Genomic DNA, 20,012 nt, shown 5'->3' with positions numbered 1-20,012 from the left:
AGCCGGCCGGCAGCCGGGCCTTCGGACGGGTCAGTCGCGGCCGCCCTTGCCGGTCGCCGGCCACACGCCCGTCGAGCGGGCTATGGCCTGCGCGCCGGTGCGGTCCACGGCGCTGCGCACCACCGCGAAGATCGCGCCCTGGACGGCCGCCGCCAGCAGGATCTCGCCCCAGCCGCGGTCCGGGTCCAGCGCGTCGGGCGCGTCCTCCTCGTGCCGGATCACCTTCCACGCCTTGCGGAAGGCCATACCGGCCAGCGCGCCACCCGCCCAGCTGAGCGCGAATCCGACCGGCTGGTAGGCGAGAGGGAGCTTGTTCTTCTTGTTCTTGGCCATGGCTGTCTCCTTCCTCGTCAGACGATCCTCATGCGGGCCGTTCTTCCCCGGCCACCCGTCCGCTTCCGCGAGGGTGTCACCGGCCGGATACCGCTGCCCGGACCGCCGCTCACCGACCGGTTCCGGCCAGCGGAAGGCTCTGTCCGGTGCGGTGCGCACGGTGTGAGCCGCCCGGTCCGGGGCAGTCGGCGAAAGGTGAGCGGGACATCCTCGGAACGGGAGACGGCCGGACCAACGGCCGGACACAGGACGACACCACCGGCGTACGGCGCGCCCCCGGACGCGGGCGGGGCACGCCACGCGGCCGGCGCGGCGCCGGACGACGGGACAGCGGCCGACGGCACGCCGGACGCACCCGCCGCCGACGGCGGCCGCACCGGCCGTCGCGGCGGCGAGCGCGCGGAGCCCGGCGCCGGCGACGAGCACAAGGAGCCCGCCGGCGAGGGCGAGGGCTCCGAGGCCGACCGGCACACCAAGATCACCGTCCTCGTCGCGCTCGGGGCCAACCTGGTGATCGCCGTGGCCAAGGCGGCCGGCGGTGTCCTCGCCGGCTCACCCGCGCTGCTGTCGGAGGCCGCGCACTCGGTCGCCGACAGTCTGAACGAGGTCTTCCTGCTGGCCGCCCTGCGCCGCAGCCGCCGCCCGGCCGACACCCGGCACCCGTTCGGCTACGGCAAGGAGCGCTTCTTCTGGTCGCTGCTGGCCGCCGTGGGCATCTTCGTGATGGGCGGCTGCTTCTCGTTCTTCCAGGGCGTCGAGGCGCTTCGCGAAGGCGCCGACGAGACGTTCGGCGGCTACATCGCGGGCCTGATCGTGCTGGCCGTGGCCCTGGCCGCCGAGGCCGGTTCGCTGCTGCGGGCCCTGCACCAGGTACGCCGCCAGGGCGGTGGCCTCGCCGGGCTGCGCGATCCCGCGCTGCGCACGGTGGTCGCCGAGGACGGCACGGCGGTGCTCGGCGTGACGCTCGCCCTGATCGGCATGGCGCTGCACATGGTCACCGGGCAGGTCGTGTGGGAGGCGTCCGCCTCGCTGGCGATCGGCGTCCTGCTGGTCTACGTCGCCTACCGCCTCGGCCGCGAGGCCCGGGACCAGCTCATCGGGCAGGCCGCCGATCCGGAGCTGACGGGCAGGATCCGGGCGCTGCTGCGGGCCCAGCCCGAGATCGACAGCGTGGAGGCGCTGTTCACCATGCAGACGGGTCTCGACTCCACCCTGGTGGCCGCCCGGATCGACCTGGTGCCGGGCCTGGACAGCGAACGCGTCGAGGAGGTCGCCGTACGCATCAAGCGGTCCGTGGCCCGGACGTTCCCGGAGGCCGGACAGATCTTCCTCGACGTCACCGACCGGCCCGCGGGCGAGGCGGCACAAAGCCCCGCCGCGACGGGGGAACGCGGCGGGGCCTGACGGCACGAATGCCCGGGCACCCGCCGGCTCACACGTCCCCGGAACAGATTTTTCTGAAACGGATCGGTGTCCGGCCGGAAATCAGCTCTCGTCCGCGGCGCTGTCCGCGAGGGGTTCCAGCACGAAGACCGGGATCTCCCGGGACGTCTTCTGCTGGTAGTCGGCGTACGGCGGGAACGCGGCCACCGCCCGCTCCCACCACTCGGCCTTCTCCTCGCCGGTCACCTCACGGGCCAGCATGTCCCGCTTGACCGGCCCGTCCTGCAACTCGACGTGCGGGTCGGACTGCACGTTGAAGTACCAGACCGGGTGCTTGGGCGCGCCGCCGAGTGAGGCGACCGCCGCGTACCGGCCGCCGTGTTCCACCCGCATCAGCGGCGTCTTGCGGATCTTGCCGCTCTTCGCGCCCCGGGTGGACAGCACGATCACCGGCAGCCCGGTGTCGAGCAGCGTCGTCCCCTCCGTCCCGCCGGAGCTCTCGTACAGCTCGACCTGCTCGCGCACCCACTGCGTCGGACTGGGCTCGTACTCACCCTCAAGAGGCATTGCCTGCCGTTCCCTTCGTCGTCCAGCACCGTCTGTGCCACCGTCAACACCGGAGGCCTCACGATGCATCCCTACCGCATACCGGGCCGCCGACGCGATCATCGCTGCTCGTACGCACCATGGGAAGGAGGCTGGTTGCCGCCCCTGGGACCCGTGGTGTTCCGGCCAGATCGGCCGGGTCACCGAAGTGGCCGAACTTCACGTCGCACCATAGATGCCTGAGGCATCTAATGAAGATCGGCACGACGCACCTCCCGACGTCTGCGAGGTCTTTCCATGACGGAACTGACGGACACCACCGGCCCGGCTGCCGCGGCCGGACCCGTCGCCTTCCCGCAGGACCGCTCCTGTCCCTACCACCCGCCCACCGGCTACGCCCCCCTGCGCGACGGGCGGTCCCTGTCGCGCGCCACCCTCTACGACGGCCGCGAGGTCTGGCTGGTCACCGCGCGGAACACCGCCCGCGCCCTGCTCGCCGACCCCCGTCTGTCCACCGACCGCCGCCGCTCCGGCTTCCCCGCGCAGACGCCGCGCTTCCAGGCCAGCCTCAGCCGCAAAGTGGCCCTGCTCGGGCTGGACGACCCCGAGCACCAGCGACAGCGCCGGATGCTCATCCCGGCGTTCACCGTCAAACGCGCCGCCGCGCTGCGCCCCTGGATCCAGCGCATCGTGGACGAACTGCTGGACACGATGATCGCGCGCGGTCCGGTCGCCGACCTGGTCACCGCCTTCGCGCTGCCGTTGCCCTCGATGGTCATCTGCGGCCTGCTCGGCGTGCCCTACGCCGACCACGAGTTCTTCGAGGCGCAGTCCCGCCGGCTGCTGCGCGGTCCGAACGCCGCCGACACGCTGGACGCCCGGGACCGGCTGGAGCAGTACATGGGCGAGCTGATCGACAGCAAGGCGAAGGAGGCCGAGCCCGGCGACGGCATCCTCGACGACCTCGTCCGCCACCGGCTGCCCACGGGCGAACTGGACCGGACCGACCTGATCTCCCTCGCCCTCATCCTGCTGGTCGCCGGGCACGAGACGACCGCCAACATGATCTCCCTGGGCACCTACACCCTGCTGCGGCACCCCGCCCGGCTGGCCGAACTGCGCGCCGACCCGGCGCTGCTGCCCACCGCCGTCGAGGAACTGCTGCGGATGCTGTCCATCGCCGAAGGGCTGCAGCGGGTGGCGCTGGAGGACATCGAGATCGAGGGCATCACGATCCGGGCCGGCGACGGGGTGCTCTTCTCGACGTCGGTGATCAACCGGGACACGTCCGTGTACGACGGCCCCGACGATCTCGACTTCCACCGCGCCGACCGCCACCACGTGGCGTTCGGCTTCGGCATCCACCAGTGCCTGGGCCAGAACCTGGCCCGCGCGGAACTGGAGATCGCCCTCGGCAGCCTGTTCACCCGGCTGCCCGGGCTGCGCCTCGCCGCCCCGGCCGAGGACATCCCGTTCAAACCGGGCGACACGGTGCAGGGGATGCTGGAACTCCCCGTGACCTGGTAAGAGGCTTCACTCATGCATATGGACATCGAGATCGACAAGGACGTCTGCATCGGTGCGGGGCAGTGCGCGCTGGCCGCGCCGGGCGTCTTCACCCAGGACGACGACGGCTACAGCGCCCTGCTGCCCGGCAGCGAGGAGGGCGTCGGGGACCCGATGGTCCGGGAGGCGGCCCGCGCCTGCCCGGTCAGCGCCATCACCGTGCGGGAGCGCACCGCCTGACGGCCCGCGGTACGGCGGCCCCGGCCGCCGTACCGCCGTACCGGCCCGCCTCCGGGAGCGGGCGGGCGCTACGGCTAGCGCACCGCGCGGACGTAGGCGGCGCTGCCCGGGGTGGTCACGTCCCGGTCCCGGCGGACGATGCTCAGCCGGCCGGCCCAGCGGGCGCGGGCCGCGCCCAGACCGCGGTCGGTGTACTCGATGTCCACCACCCGGTCGTCGAACGCCTTCGCGTACACCCCGCACTCGTCGTACTGGCCGCACTCCTCCGCCACCGCGAAGTCCAGTCCGGCCCGCTGGCGCCGCGCGGCCAGTTCGGCCGTGTTCTTCTGCGCGATGGCCAGGTGCCGGGTGTGCGCGTGCCGGGAGAGCAGACGCATGAACGCGAGCGCGTCGGCCGTGCCGAGCAGCCCGTGGGAGCGAGTGTAGCTGTCGTAGTTGTCGGGTTCGACGGCGTCGAAGCCCTTGTCCGCGCAGTCGTCGATCCAGCGGTTCACCCGTTGTGCCACCTGTTCCCGCTTGGCCGGAGTGCGCAGGTCCAGCAACGGCTCGTTCCAGTCCTCGTCGATGACGGGCTTGCCGTGCCCGTCGCGCAGCAGCAGGCCGGCCGGCCAGGAGGCGCGCTCGGCGGGCTGGGCCTGGAACGCGTTGACGTAGCAGATGTTGTACAGACCCGGCGCCGGGCGGTCGGAGCGGTCGCGGCTGACGATCCGTACGCCCGGCGGCGGGGGATAGGCGCCGCCGATCTGGTAGTCGAAGCCGGCGCCGCGCGGCGGCAGCCGCACCGCGGCGGGCTTCGGGGAGCCGTGCCGCTCCGTGCCGCCGGAGGCGCAGCCGGCCAGGACCGACGCCGTGACGGTCAGGGCCGCCGCCAGGGCGCCCAGGGCCGCGCGCGACGCCGGGGTGCGCGCATCTCCGGTGGGGGGCACATCCGCTCCATTCCGCCCACGCCGGGCGGCGCGGCACAGGCCAGGATCAAATCCCCCGCCCGCTCCCGTCGTCAAGTCGGGCCGGGCGGCCACCCCGTAGGCTCGGCCACGACCGTCGTTTCCAAGGCAGGAGCAGCAACGATGCGGTATGTGAAGCTCGGAAGGACCGGCCTGGACGTCTCGCGGATCTGTCTGGGCTGCATGACGTACGGCGTGCCGGACCGCGGCACCCACGAGTGGACGCTCGACGAGGAGGCGTCCCGTCCGCTGATCCGGCAGGCGCTGGAGGCGGGCGTCAACTTCTTCGACACCGCCAACATCTACTCCGACGGCACCAGCGAGGAGATCGTCGGCAGGGCACTGCGGGACTTCGCCCGCCGTGACGAGATCGTGCTGGCCACGAAGGTGCACGGCCGGATGCGGCCGGGTCCCAACGGCGCCGGGCTGTCCCGCAAGGCCGTCATGACCGAGATCGACCACAGCCTGCGCCGCCTGGGCACCGACTACGTCGACCTCTACCAGATCCACCGCTACGACCACGACACTCCGGTCGAGGAGACGATGGAGGCGCTGCACGATCTGGTCAAGGCGGGAAAGGTCCGCTATATCGGCGCGAGTTCGATGTACGCGTGGGAGTTCGCCAAGGCGCAGTACACCGCCGAGCGGAACGGCTGGACCAAGTTCGTTTCCATGCAGAACCACTACAACCTGCTCTACCGCGAGGAGGAGCGCGAGATGCTGCCCCTCTGCGCGGACCAGGGCGTCGGCGTGCTGCCGTGGAGCCCGCTCGCCCGGGGCCGGCTCACCCGCGACTGGGGCACGGTCACCGGACGCAGCACCACCGACGACTTCGGCAGCCGGCTGTACCTGGAGAGCGACCGCGCGATCGTCGAGGCGGTCACCCGGATCGCGGCCGGCCGGGGCGTGCCGCGCGCCCGGGTGGCCCTCGCCTGGCTGCTGCACCAGGACACCGTGACGGCACCGATCGTCGGCGCCGCCAAGCCGCAGCACATCGAGGACGCGGTGGCCGCCGTAGACCTGGAACTGACGGACGAGGAGATCTCGGAACTGGGGCAGCCGTACACCCCGCGGGCCGTCAGCGGCCACTGAAAGCGCAAAACCGCCGCCCTTGACGGAATGTCAACAAAGAAAGCTCCGCGGTAAATTCCGGGAATCGCGGAATCTCTTGTTCGGGCCTGTTCCGCTGTGCAAAAGTGAGCGCGGCTTCACAAGAGCCGCCTCGCAGGGACGTTCGAGTTTCCTCACGTCTTTCTCTGCCAGTTGGTATGGACTTATTCCGTCATGCGTGTCGGGAGGAATGCGGCCGTGACCGAGGCGGGCCCGTCGGACGAACGGCTGAGCGGTGCGCTGAAGAACTGGACGGGCGCGTCACCGGCGCCGCATCCCGTCGGCGCGCTCCTCGACCGGCACTGGGCGGCGGCCCTGGCCTACGCCCGGCTGTGCGCCGACGGGCCGCGCGCCGCGGGCATGCTGACCACCGCCGCCTTCACCCGGCTGTTCGGCGACTGCCTCCGCCAGGCCGGCCCCGGTGCCGCCTGGCGGCCCCAGGTGCTGGTCGCCGTCCGCCGTATCGCGGCCGAGTGGAGCGCCGACGAGCGCCGGGAACTCCTCCACCCCGCCCTGCGGTCCGACGCCCGGACCCTGCTGCGCCCGGCACCCGGCCGGCCCCTGCTCTCCCGCGCCTTCCGGCGGCTGCCCGACACCGCGCGCGCCGTGCTGTGGCACACCGAGGTCGAGTCCGAACCCCTCGCCGTACCCGCCGCGCTGCTCGGCCTGGACGAGGAGGACACCCGCGCCGCGCTGCGCCGGGCCCGCGAACGGCTGCGCGAGGAATGCCTCCAGGCGCACCGCGAACTGGCCTTGCGGGAGGAGTGCCGGCGCTATCCGCGGCTGCTCGACGTGACCTTCCGGCGGGCCGGCACCGCGATGGACCCCGATCTGCGCCGGCACCTGGCCGGCTGCGCCCACTGCGACCGCACCGCCGAGCAACTCGCCCGGTTCCACGGCGGCCTGGGCCTCGCCCTCGCCGAGGCGGTCCTCGGCTGGCACGCCCACGCCTATGTGACGGCCCGCGCGACCCATGCCGACGAGCCGTCCGCCCCGCCCCGGGCGGACACCGCCGTCACACCGACAGCGGCGGACACCCCCGTCACATCGGTCGCGGGGGACGCCGCCGTCACACCGGCCGCGCGGGGCGCCGCCGGACTGGCCGGGGAGGGCACCGGGGACGGTGGTGTCTTCCGGGTCGCGGACGGCGAGGCGTCTTGGGGTCCGGTGCCGGGGGTGTTCGGGGGCCGGGGCGGCGGCGCATCGCGGGGCGCGGACGGCGAGGTGTCTCGGGGTCCGGTGTTCGGGGCGTTCTGGGGGCCGGTGTCGGGGGTGTTCAGGGGTCGGGGCGGTGGCGTGTTGCGGGGCGCGGACGGCGAGGCTCCCCGGGGCCCGGCGTCCGAGGTGTCCCGGGGTCCGGTGTCCGGGGCGTTCTGGCGGCCGGTGTCGGGGGTGTTCCGGGGTTGGGGCGGTGGTGTCTTCCGGGGCGCGGACGGCGAGGCGTCTCGGGGGCCGGTGTCGGGGGCGTTCCGGGGTCGGGGCGGTGACGTGTTGCGGGGCGCGGACGCCGAGGCTCCCCGGGGCGCGGACGCGGAGGCTCCCCGGGGCGCGGACGCGGAGGCTCCCTGGGGACCGGTGTCCGAGGCGTCCCGGGGGTCGATGCCCAGGGTGTTCCGGGATCGGGGTGCCGGTGTGCCTCCGGGGTGGGGCGCCGATGCGGCCGGGGAGGGCCGGGCCGGTGGCGGACCGTGGCCGTCGGATGTCCCGGGTGCGCGGGCCGGCCGGCGTCGGGCGGCCGGGCGGAGCGGGCCGCTGTCCCGTCGCGGAGCCGCCGGTGCCTTGGATGCCGGGGCGGGACCCGGACCCGCGGGTGCCGGTGTGCCTCCGAGGTGCGGCGCCGATGCGGCCGGGGAGGGCCGGGCCGGTGGCGAACCGAGGCCGCCGGGTGCCCCGGGTGCGCGGGCCGGCCGGCGTCGGGCGGTCGGGCGGAGTGGGCCGTTGACCCCTCGCGGCGTCGCCGGTGCCCCGGATGCCGGGGCGGGACCCGAACCTGCGCGTGCCGGTGTGCCTCCGAGGTGGGGCGCCGATGCGGCCGGGGAGGGCCGGGCCGGTGGCGGACCGTGGCCGTCGGATGCCCTGGATGCGCGGGCCGGCCGGCGCCGGGCGGGCGGTGAACCGGGCCCGTCGGGTGCCCCGGGTGCGGGGACCGGTCGGCGTCGGGCGGTCGGGCGGAGCGGGCTGCTGACCCGTCGCGGCGCCGTCGGTGCCCCGGATGCCGGGGCGGGATCCGGACCCGTGCCCGTCTCCCGGCGGGTGCGGCGCCGGCATCTCGCGCTGGCCGGCGCCCTCGCCGGCGGTCTGGTCGTCCTGCCGGTCGCGTTGTGGTCGGTGGCCGGTTCCGGCGGCACAACCGCGCCCGCCGGGACGCCGGGCGGCGGCGCGGCCTCGCCCGGCGCTTCCTGGGCCGGGACCGGCCCGTCGCGGGGCGCCCCGCACGGCGGGCTGCGCGACCTCGCCTCCGGGCTGTGCGTCGGCGTCGTGGGCGACCGGGCCGTCCCGGGCGCCGAGACGGAACTGACCGGCTGCTCCGCCGCCGCGAGCCGGCAGTGGACGTACGACAAGGACGGACTGTTGCGCAGCGCCGCCGCGCCCGGTCTGTGCCTGGACTCCCGCCTCGGCTACTCGGTCCGCCTCGCGCCGTGCCCGGCCGCCGGCGAGGCCGCCCCCGGCCTGCGCTACGACTTCACCCGCCAGGGCGGCGCCCTGGTGCCGCGCTCGGACCGGGCGCTGGCCCTCACCCCGGCCGCGACGGACGGCTCCGGCGCCCTCGTGCTCAAGACCCGCGCGCCGGGCCCCGCCCAGCGCTGGACCGTCGGCGCCGCCCCCGCGGACCCGCGGAGGGCGAGCGCCAAGTGGGGCACCGGCAGCCGGGCACCGGCCGCACGGGGTCACGGGTGACGCGGCGGCGGAGGCGGGAGCGTGCCCAGGCCCGGGGCCGGTTGCGGCCACACCAGCAGGACCGGACAGGGCGCGTGGTCGACGGTGAACCGGACGGCGGGGCCGAGGCTTTTCGGCCCGAGGCGGGACCGGTCCCCGTCCCGGGCCAGCACCAGCAGCCCCGCTCCCTCGGCCGCGGCCACCACCTCCCGCTCCACCCGCCCCGACCGCTCCACGCGCGCGCAGGGCCGGCCCAGGCGCCGGGCCGCCGCGTCGAGCAGCGCGGCCGCCGACGTGCCGCCCAGCGCCTCCAGCCGGTCGCCCGGATCGCGCTGCCAGCCCTCGGCCGGACCGTGCCCCGGCCGGTGACCGCGCCCGAGCAGCCCGGCGAACGCGCCGTGCGCCACCGTGGGCACGTCCGGTCCGCTCACATGGAGCAGCACCACCTCCGCGTCGTCCGGCGCATGGGCGCGCACGGCGTCCACACAGGCCGGCCAGGTGCCCTCCACCACCCAGGCGATCACCCGCATCCCTCGGCCTCCCTCCGTCGTGCGCACCGCTACAGCAACCGCAGCGATCCCCACAGTGCCACCACCGCGACGGCGAGCGAGGACGGCACGGCGAGCAGTCCGAGCCGGGTGAACTCCCCGAGGTCCACGTCGTGCTCGTGCTGGTGCACGATCCGCCGCCACAGCAGCGTGGCCAGCGACCCGGCGTAGGTCAGGTTCGGGCCGATGTTCACGCCGAGCAGGACCGCGAGGACCGCTCCCGGCCCCGAGGCCGCCGCCAGCGGCAGCAGCACCAGCACCGCGGGCAGGTTGTTGATCAGGTTGGCCAGCAGGGCGGCGAGCGCGGCGGTCCCGAGCAGCGCGGTCAGCCCGGTGCCGCCCGGCACGACCCGCCCCAGCACGTCCGCGAGTCCGTTGTCGACCACCGCCCGCACCACGACGCCCAGTGCCAGCACGAACGCCAGGAAGGCCGGGGCCGCCGCCCGGACGACCGTCAGCGGGCTCGCCCGGCGCCGCACCAGCGCCCGCCCGGCCAGCACCAGCGCGCCCGCGGCCGCCACCCAGGCCGGTTCGACGCCGAACGCCGACGCCACCACGAACCCGGCCAGCGTGCAGCCCACGGTCACCAGCGCGAACAGCGGCAGCCGCGGTGCCGCGCCGGTCTCCCGGTCCGCCACGGCCGCCGCCGCCAGGTCCCGGGCGAAGAACCGCCGGAACACCAGGTACTCGACGCCGATCGCGGCCAGCCACGGCAGCGCCATCAGCGCCGCGAACCGGGTGAAGCTCAGCCCGCTCGCCGCGAACGCCAGCAGGTTCGTCAGATTGGACACCGGCAGCAGCAGCGACGCCGTGTTCGACAGATGCGTGCAGGCGTACACGTGCGGTTTGGGGCGTACGCCGGTGCGCGCGGCCGTGGCGAAGACCACCGGGGTGAGCAGCACGACCGTCGCGTCCAGGCTGAGCACGGCGGTGATCGCCGACGCCAGCGCGAACACGGCCGTCAGCAGCCGCACCGGCCGCCCCGCCGCCCAGCGGGCCATCCACGCCCCGCACGCCTGGAACAGCCCCTCCACGTCACAGAAATGGGCGAGCACCAGCACGGCCGCCAGGAACCCGACCACCGGGCCGAGCCGTTCGGCCTCGGCCCGGGCGTGCCCGAGCGAGAGGGCGCCGGTGGCGACGGCGATCCCGGCGGCGGGCACGGCCAGCACCGCCTCCGGGAGCCCGAAGGGCCGTACGACGGCCCAGACCAGCACGGCGGCCAGCAGGACGGCGGACAGGGCCTCGGCGAGCGGGGTGTTCAGGGCGGGTCCTTCCGGAGGTGATCACCAGGGTGCCCGCCCATGAAAACAGACCGCAGCGAACGGGTGACGACGACCCGGTGCCCGCCGCGCCGGGGAACTCCGCCGGCGGATCAGGGACCGGTGCCGGGGCCGAGCACCGTCAGCCGGACGGCGGAGGAGGTGCCGGACACCGGTACCGGCCCGCCCGGCCAGCTCACCTTCAACGGGTCCCGCTCGTCCGGCGGGGTGACCACCAGCACGGCCGGGGTGGCCGCCTTCGCACCGCTGACACCCGGGTTGGAGAAGGTCAGCCCGGCCCAGGCGCTCTGCCCCGGCCGCAGGGTGACGGTCACCGCGGAACCCGGCGCACGCCGGGGATCCGCGCCGAGCTGGGCACCGGAGCGGTTCACGAAGGCCGCGCCCGGATAGCCGCGCACGGTGCAGGTGCGGCCGGAGGCGTTGGTGAGCACCAGCGGGAAGTTCTCCTGGCCGGCGCCCGGGTCGTTGCGGCCCACGGCGGCCCGCAGCTCGGAGGTGTGGCAGCGGGAGCCGGCCGCGGCCGTCGCGGACGGGGCCGCTCCACCGTGGCCCGTGGACGACGCCGTCCCGCGCGGCGGGGCCGGCGTGGCGGCGGTGGGCGAGGCGGAGGCGGACGGGGTACCGGGCGGGGCGGCCGGCGTGGACGCCGGGGCGCTCGGGGTGTCCCGCGCGGGCGCGGCCGTACCGGAGTCCGTGACCGGTGGACCGCCGCGGACGCCGTCACCGCCGCCGCAGGCGGTCAGCAGGCCCAGCACGGCGGCCGTGCCCACGAGCAGGGCCCCGTGCCGCGTGGACCGGGGGGTGTGCACCATGTCGCTCCACACTCCTGAAGAATCACGGCACGCGACCGCACGCGTGCCTGGGCGCCGGGTGCGCCGTTCCCACCGTCCGATGCGCGGACCGCCGGAAAAGTTCGGAGCACGCCGGGTTCTCTTCCCCGCCGCGGCCCCCGGCAGGCGTGGTCAGGCCACCCGCAGGGAGCGCAGCACGCCGGCGGTCGCGCCGTCGTCGCCCCGCTGACGCACCTGCACATATACCTGCGGCCGGGCGCCGCCGCCCGCCGGGGCCAGCGCGCACTCGGTGACCGAACCGCCGTCCGGGCAGCCGCTCCAGGACCGGACCAGGCCGCGCCAGGCGGCGTCCGCGAAGGCACGGGCGCCCGAATGGCGGCAACCCGGATGGGTGAGCGCCCTGACCCGGGCGGTGACGCCGCCGCGCGCGCTGACACCGACGAACACCCCGTCGACGGGGGCCGCCGGATCGGACCAGTGGGACAGGTCGTCGGCCACCACCAGGCCCGGCTCGTGCCCCGCCGCCAGCCCGAGCACGCGCGGGTCCCAGCCTGAGCCGCGCAGTTCGCGGCCCCAGCCGGCGGGCACCGCCAGCGTCACCCGCCCGCCGGCGTCCGTGATCCGCACCGTGTCCGGCCCGCCGCCGCCCCGGTGCGCCGCCACGGTCACCGGGACCGCGACGGCGGCGAGGACGGCGGCGAGGGCCAGGGCCGCCCCGCGGAACCGGCCGCGCCGCCCGGCCGGCCGCCGCGGCACCCGGCCGGCCCGCACCCGCCGTACCGGCCCCGCGGCCAGCCGGTCCAGCTCCTCGGCGAACGCCAGGGCGCCCGGCCAGCGCCGCTCCCGGTCCGGTTCCAGCGCCCGCAGCAGCGCCCGCTCCACGTCCTCGCCGAGCTCCGGCCGCAGCCGCCGCGGCCGGACCACCTTGCCGGGCGGTCCGGGCACGGTCCCGGTGAGCAGCGCGTAGCCGACCGCGCCCAGGCTGTAGACGTCCGCCCGCTCGTCGATGCCCGCGCCCGGCTCGGCCTGTTCCGGCGGCCGGTAGCCGGCCGAACCCGCCGCCAGCGTCAGCACCGACGCCTGCGCGAGGCTCTTGGCCAGGCCCAGGTCGGCCAGCAGCACCCGCCGGGCGCCGTCCGGGGCGGTGTGCAGCAGCACGTTGGCCGGCTTGATGTCGCGGTGCACGATGCCCGCCTCGTGCAGCGCGGCGGCACCGCGCGCGGCCTCGGCGGTCAGCGCCAGCGCGTCCGGCACCGGCGGCACACCGCCCGCGAGCAGGTCGGCGAGGGTTCCGCAGCCGGCGTACTCCATTACGAAGTACGGCCTGCCGTCCGGGAGTTCACCGATGTCGTAGACCTGCACCACCCGGCCGGAACCGGCCTGGCGCAGCAACCGGGCCTCGGCCAGGAAGCGTTCCCTGACGTCGAGCCGCTGCGACCAGTTCTCGGCGAGGACCTTCACCGCCACCGGCGCCTGGAGTCCGGGATCGTGGGCGAGCCACACCGTGGCGAAGGCACCGCTGCCGAGCGGCCGTTCGAGACGGTACCGGCCGATCCGCTCCAGGGGACGCATACGACTATCATGCCTGGGCCGGGACCGACGCGGAGGGGGCCGTCCCATGCAGGACCAGGCGCCGGTGGAGGACCTCGCGCGGCGGGCCGCCGCAGGTGACGGCGCGGCCCTGGACCGGCTGCTGGCCGAGATCCGGCCCGAGACCGTGCGCCGCTGCGGGCGCTTCCTGCCCTGCCGGGAGGACGCCGAGGAGGCCGCCCAGGACGTGCTGCTCCAAGTGGCCCGGCACATCTCCGGGTTCGAGGGCCGCAGCCGCTTCGGCACCTGGCTGTACACGGTCGTCGCCAACTGCTGCCGGCAGAAGTACCGGGAACTGAAGCGGCGGGCCGCCGAACAGCCCGCCGTGATCGAGCCGGCGCACGCCGTCGACCCGCGCACCACCAGCGTCATCGCCGGCTCCCGGGTCGATCTGCTGGAGGCCCTGGAGCGCCTGGAGCGTGAGCGCCCGCAGCTCGTCGCGCCGCTGGTCTACCGGGACATCTGCCAACTGGACTACGCCGAGGCCGCCGAGCGCGCCGGCATCCCGCTCGGCACGCTCAAGTCCCGGCTGCACGAGGCCCGCAAGCGGATACGGCCCTGGCTGACGGTGTCCTGACCCGTCAGTGGTCCTCCTCGAACAGCGGCAGCTCGGCCCAGATCGTCTTGCCCTCCGCGGTGTGCCGGCTGCCCCAGCGCTGGGTGAGCTGGGCGACCAGCAGCAGACCTCGGCCGCCCTCGTCGAAGACCTTGGCCCGGCGCAGGTGCGGGGCGGTGTGGCTGCTGTCGAAGACCTCGCAGATCAGCGTGGAGGCGTCATGGATGAGCCGGAGCCGGATCGGATGGGAGCCGTACCGGATGGCGTTGGTGACCAGTTCGCTGACCACCAGCTCCGCCGTGAACGACGCCTCGCTCAGCGACCACGCGGCCAGCTGTTCCACCACCTGCTTGCGGACCGGCGCGACCAGCGCCGGGTCGGCCGGGATGTCCCAGCTCGCCACCTGCGAGGCGGGCAGGCCGTGGGTGCGGGCGAGCAGCAGCGCCACGTCGTCGGGGGCGCCGCCGGACGGCAGCAGCGTGTGCAGCACCCGGTCACAGGTCTCGTCCAGCGAGTCCGCGTACGCCGCCAGCGTCTCGTGCAGCAGCTCCCGGCTGGTCTCCGGGTCCCGCTCCCGGGCCCACACCAGCCCGTCCGTGTACAGCGCGAGGACGGTGCCCTCGGGCAGTTCCACCTCGGTGGACTCGAAGGGCAGCCCGCCCAGGCCCAGCGGCGGACCGGCGGGCACGTCCAGCGCCTCCGGCGCGCCGCCCGGCCGCAGCACCACGGGCGGCGGATGCCCGGCGCGGGCCAGGGTGCAGCGCCGGGACACCGGGTCGTAGACGGCGTACAGGCAGGTCGCGCCGACCTCGCCGGGACCGCCGTCCGCACCGGAGGCGTCCGCGCCGCCGGACTCGTCCGACAGCCGCAGCACCAGGTCGTCGAGGTGGGTCAGCAGCTCGTCCGGGGCCAGGTCGATGTCGGCCAGGGTGCGGACGGCGGTGCGCAGCCGGCCCATGGTGGCCGAGGCCTGGATGCCGTGCCCGACCACGTCCCCGACGACCATCGCGACCCGCATCCCGGACAGCGGGATCACGTCGAACCAGTCGCCGCCCACCCCGGCGCGCGCGGCCGGCAGATAGCGCGAGCACGCCTCCAGCGCGGCGGTGCGCGGCAGGGTGCGGGGCAGCAGGCTGCGCTGGAGCGCGAGCGCGGTCTCCCGCTCGCGCGAGTAGCGGCGGGCGTTGTCGATGCAGACGGCGGCCCGCGCGGTGATCTCCTCGGCCAGCAGCACGTCGTCCGCGGTGAACGCCTCCGGGCGCCGGTGCCGGGTGAGCACGGCGATGCCCAGGGTCAGCCCGCGCGCCTGGATGGGCACCGACATCGAGGAGTGGATGCCGTACCGCCGCACCCGCTCATCGCGTCCTCCGTGCCAGGCCGGCCGCGGGTCCGCCGCGCCGTCCGCCGCCGAGGTGGTCAGGGTGCGTCCCTGGGCCAGCGCGTCCGCCTGCGGCGAGGACCGCGGATACCGCTCGGTCTGCCCGGGGGCGATCACCGCCTCCGGCACGCCGTCGAGTACGGACTGGTGGGCGGCGCGGCGCAGCCGTACCGGCGCGGTGACGCGGGCCGGGGGCTCGCCGCCGTACTCCTGGGGGTCGAGCAGGTCGATGGTGACGAAGTCGGCGAGCGCGGGCACGCACATGTCCGCCAGTTCCTGGGCGGTGCGGGTGACGTCGAGCGTGGTCCCGATGCGCACGCTGGCCTCGTTGACCAGGTGCAGCCGCTGCCGGGCCCGCTGGTTGTCGGTGACGTCGTGCGCGGTCATGCACACGCCCCGCACCCGGCCCTCGGCGTCCCGGACCGGCGCCATCCGGGCGAGCCAGGCGTGGGCCCGGTCCTCGCCGCCGGTGCGCAGGAAGATCTCGACGTCCAGCGGCCGGCCCGAGGTCAGCACCCTGAGCAGGTTCCGCTCCAGTTCCTCGCTCTGCGGTTTGCCGCCGATCTCGGCGAGCCGCAGTCCCCGCACCCGCTCCTGCGGCAGTCCGACGACGGCGGCCATCGCCTCGTTCATCCGGCGCAGCCGCAGCCGCTCGTCGTACACGGAGATCGCGCAGGGCGACTGGTCCAGGCCCGCGTCGGCGAGCGGGTCGCGCGCGGCGGACGGCTCGGCGCCGGGGAGCGGGGTGACCACGAGCCAGTGGCCCGGGTGCCCGTCGCGCGGCGGGAGGTGGTGGGCGAGCAGCCACACGGGGACCGTACGGCCGTCCCGGTGGCGCAGGCCGACCGTGCCCGCCCAGCGGGGGCCGGCGGGCGGCGCGGGAGCGGCAGCGGCCAGCAGGCCGGCGGCGGGGCGGCCCACGACGGCGTCCGCCGGGTGGCCGAGCAGGCGCCGGGCCCCCTCGTTCCACTCCACCAGCGTGCCGTCGTCGCCGATGACAGCGCGGGCCGTGGCCGCATCGTCGAACGGATAGACCCGGCTCATCGTCGCCGCTCCCAAGGGCACACTCACAGTGAACAGGTGGCACCACCCGTGTCCCAGCGTAGTGCTTCACGACCTTCCGTGGACGCCGGCGCCGGGCCCCGGCGGGCCGCCCGGCCGCCCGGCCGGACCCGGCGGGAGCGGCCGGGGGCGGCCGGGAACGGGTCCGCGGCACCCGGCCGGCCGGGCGCGGCGGATCGCCGCGACCCGCTCGTCCGCGACCGGCCATGCCCTCTGGACCGCCCCGGCCGGTACCGCGACGGGTGCCGCCCCACCTGCGCGTATTTACGCGCGAGTACCCGCGCGGTACCGTGGAGGCATGCCAGCTCTCAACGTGGAGTTCAGCGATCGGGAACTCGAGGACCTGCGCCAGATCGCCAAGGAGCGCGGGACGTCGATGAAGGCGCTGGTGCGTGAGGCCGCCGCCGCCGACATCGCCCGGCACCGGGCCCTCCAGGAGGGCGCGGAGGCGTTCCGCCGCTTCTTCGCCGGCCACGCCGAGGAGTTCGCGGCGGCCTTCCCGGACGACGAGCGCCCCGTGCGCGGCCGGGCCGCCTGACCGATGCCCTCCGTCATCCACATCGACGTCCCCTGGCTGCTCCAGCGGCATGAGGAGGTCCTGCCCGACCAGCCCGCCGTGGACGACTTCTCCGCGCTGGTCGCGGCCGTCGCCCGGCACCGGGTGGACCCGCCCCGGCTCGGCGTCGACTCCGACGCGGCCTGGCGCGCCGCCGCGCTGCTGCACACCCTGGCCGTGCTCAAGCCGCTGCCCGCGGCCAACGCCCGGTTCGCCTGCGCCACCGCCGTGGCCTACATGTTCGTCAGCGACGCCGGCATCGACCCGCCCTACGGCGCCCTCGTCGACCTGGCCCGCGACCTGATCTCCGGCAAGACCGACGTCTACGGCGCCGCCGACCGGCTGCGCTCCTGGCAGATCTGACCCGCGGCCGGCCCGGCCGGCGGGGGAGGCCGCCGGGGCCGCCGGCCGGGACCGGGCCCTCCGGAGAGGGCCGCTGCCCACTGCACCACCGGCCGCGCACGCCCGGGAAGCGTGCGCGGCGGGCCGGCGCGCGCGTCCGCCGCACACGGGGCGCGCGCCGAGGGCCGGGCCCCGGGACAGCGCACCTAGTCCGGTTCCAGTGCCGTCCGGTCCACCGTGTCCAAGGCGGCGTGGCCGGACAGGGCCAGGGTGAGGTCGAACTCCGCCAGCAGGCAGCGGATGACGTGTGCCACGCCCGCCTGGCCGTCCAGACCGAGTCCGTAGGCGTACGGCCGGCCCAGCAGGACCGCCCGCGCGCCGAGGGCGAGGGCCTTGAACACGTCGTCGCCGGTGCGCACCCCGCTGTCGAACAGGACCGTCAGCCGGTCGCCGGCCGCGTCCACGACCCGGGGCAGCGCGTCGGCGGCCGCGACGGAGCCGGCCACCTGCCGGCCGCCGTGGTTGGAGACCACCACGCCGTCCATCCCGGCGTCCGCGGCGAGGCGGGCGTCGTCCGGGTGCAGCACGCCCTTGAGGACGATCGGCCCGTCCCAGTGCTCGCGCAGGAAGGCCAGGTCGGGCCAGGTGTGGCCGGCGTCCCCGAACAGGCCGAGGAAGTGCAGCACCGCCGCCTTCGGGTCCTCCTCCACCGGCCGGGCGAGACCGGCCCGGAACGCCGGATCGGTGAAGTAGTTGGCGGTGCCCACCCCGTGCAGGAACGGCAGGTACGCCTGGTCGAGATCGCGGGGCCGCCACGCCAGCAGGGGCGTGTCCAGCGTGACCACCAGCACCGAGTAGCCGGCCGTCCGCGCCCGGGCGAGGAAGCTGCGGGTCACCTCGCGGTCCTTGCCCCAGTACAGCTGGAACCACCTCTCGGCGTCCCCCATCGCCTCCGCCACCCGCTCCAGCGGCGTGCTCGACGCCGACGACAGGACGAACGGCACGCCCTGCGCGGCGGCGGCCCGGGCGGCGGCGGGCTCGGCGTCCGGATGCATGAGGGACAGCACGCCGACCGGCGCCAGGGCGAGGGGCGCGGGCAGCGTCCGCCCGAACACCTCGGTCGTCAGGTCCCGTTCTCGCACGTCGCGCAGCACGCGGGGGACGATCCGGCGCCGGGCCAGGGCCGCCCGGTTGGCGCGGGCCGTGCCGCCGTCGCCCGCGCTGCCCGCGACATAGCCCACCGGACCGGGACCGAGCCGGTGCTCGGCCAGCTCCTCCAGGCGGGTCAGATCGGTCGGCAGCCGGGGCACCGTGCCCGTCATCCCGTTCAGATAGATCTCGTACTGGAAGTCCGCCCAGTGCTGCCCCATCCGTCCCTCCCCGGCAGTCGTCGGCCGCATGCCCGCCCGACGATACCGACCGGTACGTCGGGCGAGGAGGGTGCGGGTGCCGGTCCGGTGCGCGGACGGGGCGCGGGCCGGTCCGTCCCGGGATGGCGGACGGCCCGGCTCCTGGTGATCACTTCATGAACACAGGGAGTCATGAAGGGACGCGGAGGGGGCGGAGTCGGAATGTTTCAGGACGATTAACGAACCGCTGACTTTCGGCCATCCGGCCGTTTCCCTACCGGGGGAACCGCTCTGTTGCGGGGCCCCGACGTTCGAATTCCGTGACTTCGCGCCACTGATTCAACACGAAAGGTTACCGAAACCCATGGGTTCGATGTGAGTTTCGCCCGCGGACTCGGCAGAGTGGCGCACGCCGCTCCACCGCCCCGACCGGGCAGGAGCCGGCACCTCGTCTGTTCGAGCGGAAGGATGCACACAATGCGGAACACCGCGCGCTGGGCAGCGGCCCTCGGCCTCACGGCCGCCGCCGTCTGCGGACCCCTGACCGGGGCCGCCGTCGCCGCACCGGGCGCCGCCCCGTCGTCGCTCTACGCCCCCTCGGCGCTGGTGCTCACCACCGGCCACGGCGACGACGCGGCCACGGCCACGCCGGAGCGCGCCGTCACCCTGAGCTGCGCGCCCACGGCCTCCGGCACCCACCCCGCCCCGGCCCAGGCCTGCGCGGAGCTGCGCGGCCTCGGCGGCGACCTCGACGCCCTGAAGCCCGTCGACGGCGTGATGTGCACCAAGGTGTACGACCCGGTCGTCGTCACCGTCCAGGGCGTCTGGCAGGGCCAGCGCGTCTCCTACGAGCGCACCTTCGGCAACACCTGCGCGAGGGATGCCGTCGGCGGCAGCCTCTTCGCGTTCTAGAGACCGGGATCGCAGGGTGTCCCCGTGACGCCGGATCAGGCCCGCAACTGGGGAGTGCGGCCCCCTGGAGCGGGGAACCTGCGATCTCGCACCGGGACGGGCGGGCGGAGTGGGGCCGCCCGCGTCCCGGGCACACAGCCGCTCCCCGGGTCGGCCCGTGGGGGGCCTCCCCGGGGAGCGGCGAAAAACAACCGGTTTCAACCGTGTGCGTGAGCGCACACGAAGGTGGCGCGGATCACACCGGAACGCCGGCGGCCGCGCCCACGTCTACGCAGAGCAACGCCCGGCCGGCCGCGCACGGACCCGGGTGCCCGGCCCGCGGGAGCGCACTCCTCGCCGGCCGCGCCCCGCGAAGTCACCGGACGGCCCGGCCGCGCGGTGACTCACCCGTCGCCCTCGGCCTGCTCCTGGGCCCCGGTGTTCGGCGTGATGGCGTCCCCGGCCTCGCCCGAGGATTTCTTGCCCCGGTCGTCCTCGTCGCGCTTGTCCTCGCGCTTCCCGGCCTCCTCGACCTCCCGGAGCACCTCCTCCACGGCCGTCTCCGGCCGGTCCTCGTGGTCGTCACGGCCGTTCCCGCCCGGCATGGCGTCTCCTTTCGCCGTCGTGGTGATCTCTCCTGCGAGTTACCCGCCGAAGCCGTCCCAAGCGTTCCGCCGCACCCGGCGGGGGCCCCGCGGGACGGAGGCTCGCCGTGCGCGGTGTTTCA

At 75.4% G+C, this 20,012-nt stretch carries 19 protein-coding genes; 9 read left to right on the top strand and 10 right to left on the bottom strand.

The window, feature by feature from the left end; genetic code table 11:
* Positions 1-30 precede the first annotated feature (30 nt).
* Complete coding sequence (locus ACH4OA_RS01195; RefSeq protein ID WP_365882305.1) at positions 31-333, bottom strand: DUF4235 domain-containing protein; 303 nt, start codon at positions 331-333, stop codon at positions 31-33.
* A 195-nt stretch (positions 334-528) separates the two neighbouring features.
* On the opposite strand from ACH4OA_RS01195, the gene ACH4OA_RS01190 reads away from it, so the two are divergent.
* Positions 529-1,737, top strand: a complete 1,209-nt coding sequence (locus ACH4OA_RS01190) for a cation diffusion facilitator family transporter (RefSeq protein ID WP_397966997.1) — start codon at positions 529-531, stop codon at positions 1,735-1,737.
* A gap of 81 nt (positions 1,738-1,818) precedes the next feature.
* On the opposite strand, the gene ACH4OA_RS01185 is transcribed toward ACH4OA_RS01190, so the two are convergent.
* Positions 1,819-2,283, bottom strand: coding sequence for a nitroreductase family deazaflavin-dependent oxidoreductase (locus ACH4OA_RS01185; RefSeq protein WP_397935009.1), 465 nt, complete (start codon positions 2,281-2,283; stop codon positions 1,819-1,821).
* Positions 2,284-2,559: 276 nt separating this feature from the next.
* On the opposite strand from ACH4OA_RS01185, the gene ACH4OA_RS01180 reads away from it, so the two are divergent.
* Both ACH4OA_RS01180 and ACH4OA_RS01175 read left to right on the top strand, forming a co-directional pair.
* Entirely contained in the window at positions 2,560-3,789 is a 1,230-nt protein-coding gene (locus ACH4OA_RS01180) for a cytochrome P450 (protein WP_397966994.1), read from the top strand.
* An 18-nt stretch (positions 3,790-3,807) separates the two neighbouring features.
* The gene (locus ACH4OA_RS01175) at positions 3,808-4,008 is read left to right on the top strand and encodes a ferredoxin (RefSeq protein ID WP_365941871.1); all 201 of its coding nucleotides are present in this window, start codon (positions 3,808-3,810) and stop codon (positions 4,006-4,008) included.
* Positions 4,009-4,082: 74 nt separating this feature from the next.
* Here ACH4OA_RS01175 and ACH4OA_RS01170 read toward each other — a convergent pair whose 3' ends face one another.
* Positions 4,083-4,934, bottom strand: a complete 852-nt coding sequence (locus ACH4OA_RS01170; protein WP_397966991.1) for an endo alpha-1,4 polygalactosaminidase — start codon at positions 4,932-4,934, stop codon at positions 4,083-4,085.
* A gap of 141 nt (positions 4,935-5,075) precedes the next feature.
* Here ACH4OA_RS01170 and ACH4OA_RS01165 point away from each other — a divergent pair, with 141 nt between their 5' ends.
* Both ACH4OA_RS01165 and ACH4OA_RS01160 read left to right on the top strand, forming a co-directional pair.
* Positions 5,076-6,044 carry an aldo/keto reductase gene (locus tag ACH4OA_RS01165; protein ID WP_365883860.1) on the top strand — a complete coding sequence of 323 codons (969 nt, stop codon included), beginning with the start codon at positions 5,076-5,078 and terminating at the stop codon, positions 6,042-6,044.
* Positions 6,045-6,260: 216 nt separating this feature from the next.
* A complete protein-coding gene (locus tag ACH4OA_RS01160) occupies positions 6,261-8,960 on the top strand; it encodes an RICIN domain-containing protein (protein ID WP_397966988.1) in 2,700 nt (899 codons plus the stop codon).
* Here the strand turns inward: ACH4OA_RS01160 and ACH4OA_RS01155 are convergent.
* The 4 genes from ACH4OA_RS01155 to ACH4OA_RS01140 all read right to left on the bottom strand — a co-directional run bounded on the left by ACH4OA_RS01155 (position 8,951) and on the right by ACH4OA_RS01140 (position 13,133).
* Positions 8,951-9,469, bottom strand: a complete 519-nt coding sequence (locus ACH4OA_RS01155; protein ID WP_365884018.1) for a universal stress protein — start codon at positions 9,467-9,469, stop codon at positions 8,951-8,953. The genes ACH4OA_RS01160 and ACH4OA_RS01155 overlap by 10 nt on opposite strands.
* Before the next feature lie 29 nt (positions 9,470-9,498).
* Positions 9,499-10,752, bottom strand: coding sequence for an SLC13 family permease (locus tag ACH4OA_RS01150; protein WP_397945650.1), 1,254 nt, complete (start codon positions 10,750-10,752; stop codon positions 9,499-9,501).
* Positions 10,753-10,862: 110 nt separating this feature from the next.
* On the bottom strand, positions 10,863-11,582 hold the full coding sequence (locus ACH4OA_RS01145; RefSeq protein WP_397935001.1) for a DUF4232 domain-containing protein: 720 nt from the start codon (positions 11,580-11,582) through the stop codon (positions 10,863-10,865).
* A 150-nt stretch (positions 11,583-11,732) separates the two neighbouring features.
* Positions 11,733-13,133, bottom strand: a complete 1,401-nt coding sequence (locus ACH4OA_RS01140; RefSeq protein WP_397966987.1) for a serine/threonine-protein kinase — start codon at positions 13,131-13,133, stop codon at positions 11,733-11,735.
* Positions 13,134-13,179: 46 nt separating this feature from the next.
* On the opposite strand from ACH4OA_RS01140, the gene ACH4OA_RS01135 reads away from it, so the two are divergent.
* Positions 13,180-13,728, top strand: a complete 549-nt coding sequence (locus ACH4OA_RS01135) for an RNA polymerase sigma factor (RefSeq protein ID WP_365941875.1) — start codon at positions 13,180-13,182, stop codon at positions 13,726-13,728.
* Between the two features lie 4 nt (positions 13,729-13,732).
* On the opposite strand, the gene ACH4OA_RS01130 is transcribed toward ACH4OA_RS01135, so the two are convergent.
* Complete coding sequence (locus ACH4OA_RS01130; RefSeq protein WP_397934998.1) at positions 13,733-16,129, bottom strand: SpoIIE family protein phosphatase; 2,397 nt, start codon at positions 16,127-16,129, stop codon at positions 13,733-13,735.
* Positions 16,130-16,445: 316 nt separating this feature from the next.
* On the opposite strand from ACH4OA_RS01130, the gene ACH4OA_RS01125 reads away from it, so the two are divergent.
* Positions 16,446-16,685 carry a hypothetical protein gene (locus ACH4OA_RS01125; protein ID WP_365942263.1) on the top strand — a complete coding sequence of 80 codons (240 nt, stop codon included), beginning with the start codon at positions 16,446-16,448 and terminating at the stop codon, positions 16,683-16,685.
* A gap of 3 nt (positions 16,686-16,688) precedes the next feature.
* Positions 16,689-17,066, top strand: coding sequence for a toxin Doc (locus ACH4OA_RS01120; protein ID WP_365942264.1), 378 nt, complete (start codon positions 16,689-16,691; stop codon positions 17,064-17,066).
* A 185-nt stretch (positions 17,067-17,251) separates the two neighbouring features.
* Here the strand turns inward: ACH4OA_RS01120 and ACH4OA_RS01115 are convergent, their stop codons facing one another.
* On the bottom strand, positions 17,252-18,415 hold the full coding sequence (locus ACH4OA_RS01115; RefSeq protein ID WP_397966986.1) for a lactate 2-monooxygenase: 1,164 nt from the start codon (positions 18,413-18,415) through the stop codon (positions 17,252-17,254).
* A 456-nt stretch (positions 18,416-18,871) separates the two neighbouring features.
* Here ACH4OA_RS01115 and ACH4OA_RS01110 point away from each other — a divergent pair, with 456 nt between their 5' ends.
* On the top strand, positions 18,872-19,306 hold the full coding sequence (locus ACH4OA_RS01110; protein WP_397934992.1) for a protease inhibitor: 435 nt from the start codon (positions 18,872-18,874) through the stop codon (positions 19,304-19,306).
* A gap of 383 nt (positions 19,307-19,689) precedes the next feature.
* Here ACH4OA_RS01110 and ACH4OA_RS01105 read toward each other — a convergent pair whose 3' ends face one another.
* The gene (locus ACH4OA_RS01105) at positions 19,690-19,890 is read right to left on the bottom strand and encodes a hypothetical protein (RefSeq protein ID WP_397934991.1); all 201 of its coding nucleotides are present in this window, start codon (positions 19,888-19,890) and stop codon (positions 19,690-19,692) included.
* Positions 19,891-20,012 lie beyond the last annotated feature (122 nt).

The organism is Streptomyces sp. NPDC017095, from assembly GCF_044332325.1.
Taxonomy (GTDB): Bacteria; Actinomycetota; Actinomycetes; order Streptomycetales; family Streptomycetaceae; genus Streptomyces.
The sequence above is the reverse complement of the archived record's forward strand: the minus strand, read 5'-3'. Positions and strand labels throughout refer to the sequence as shown.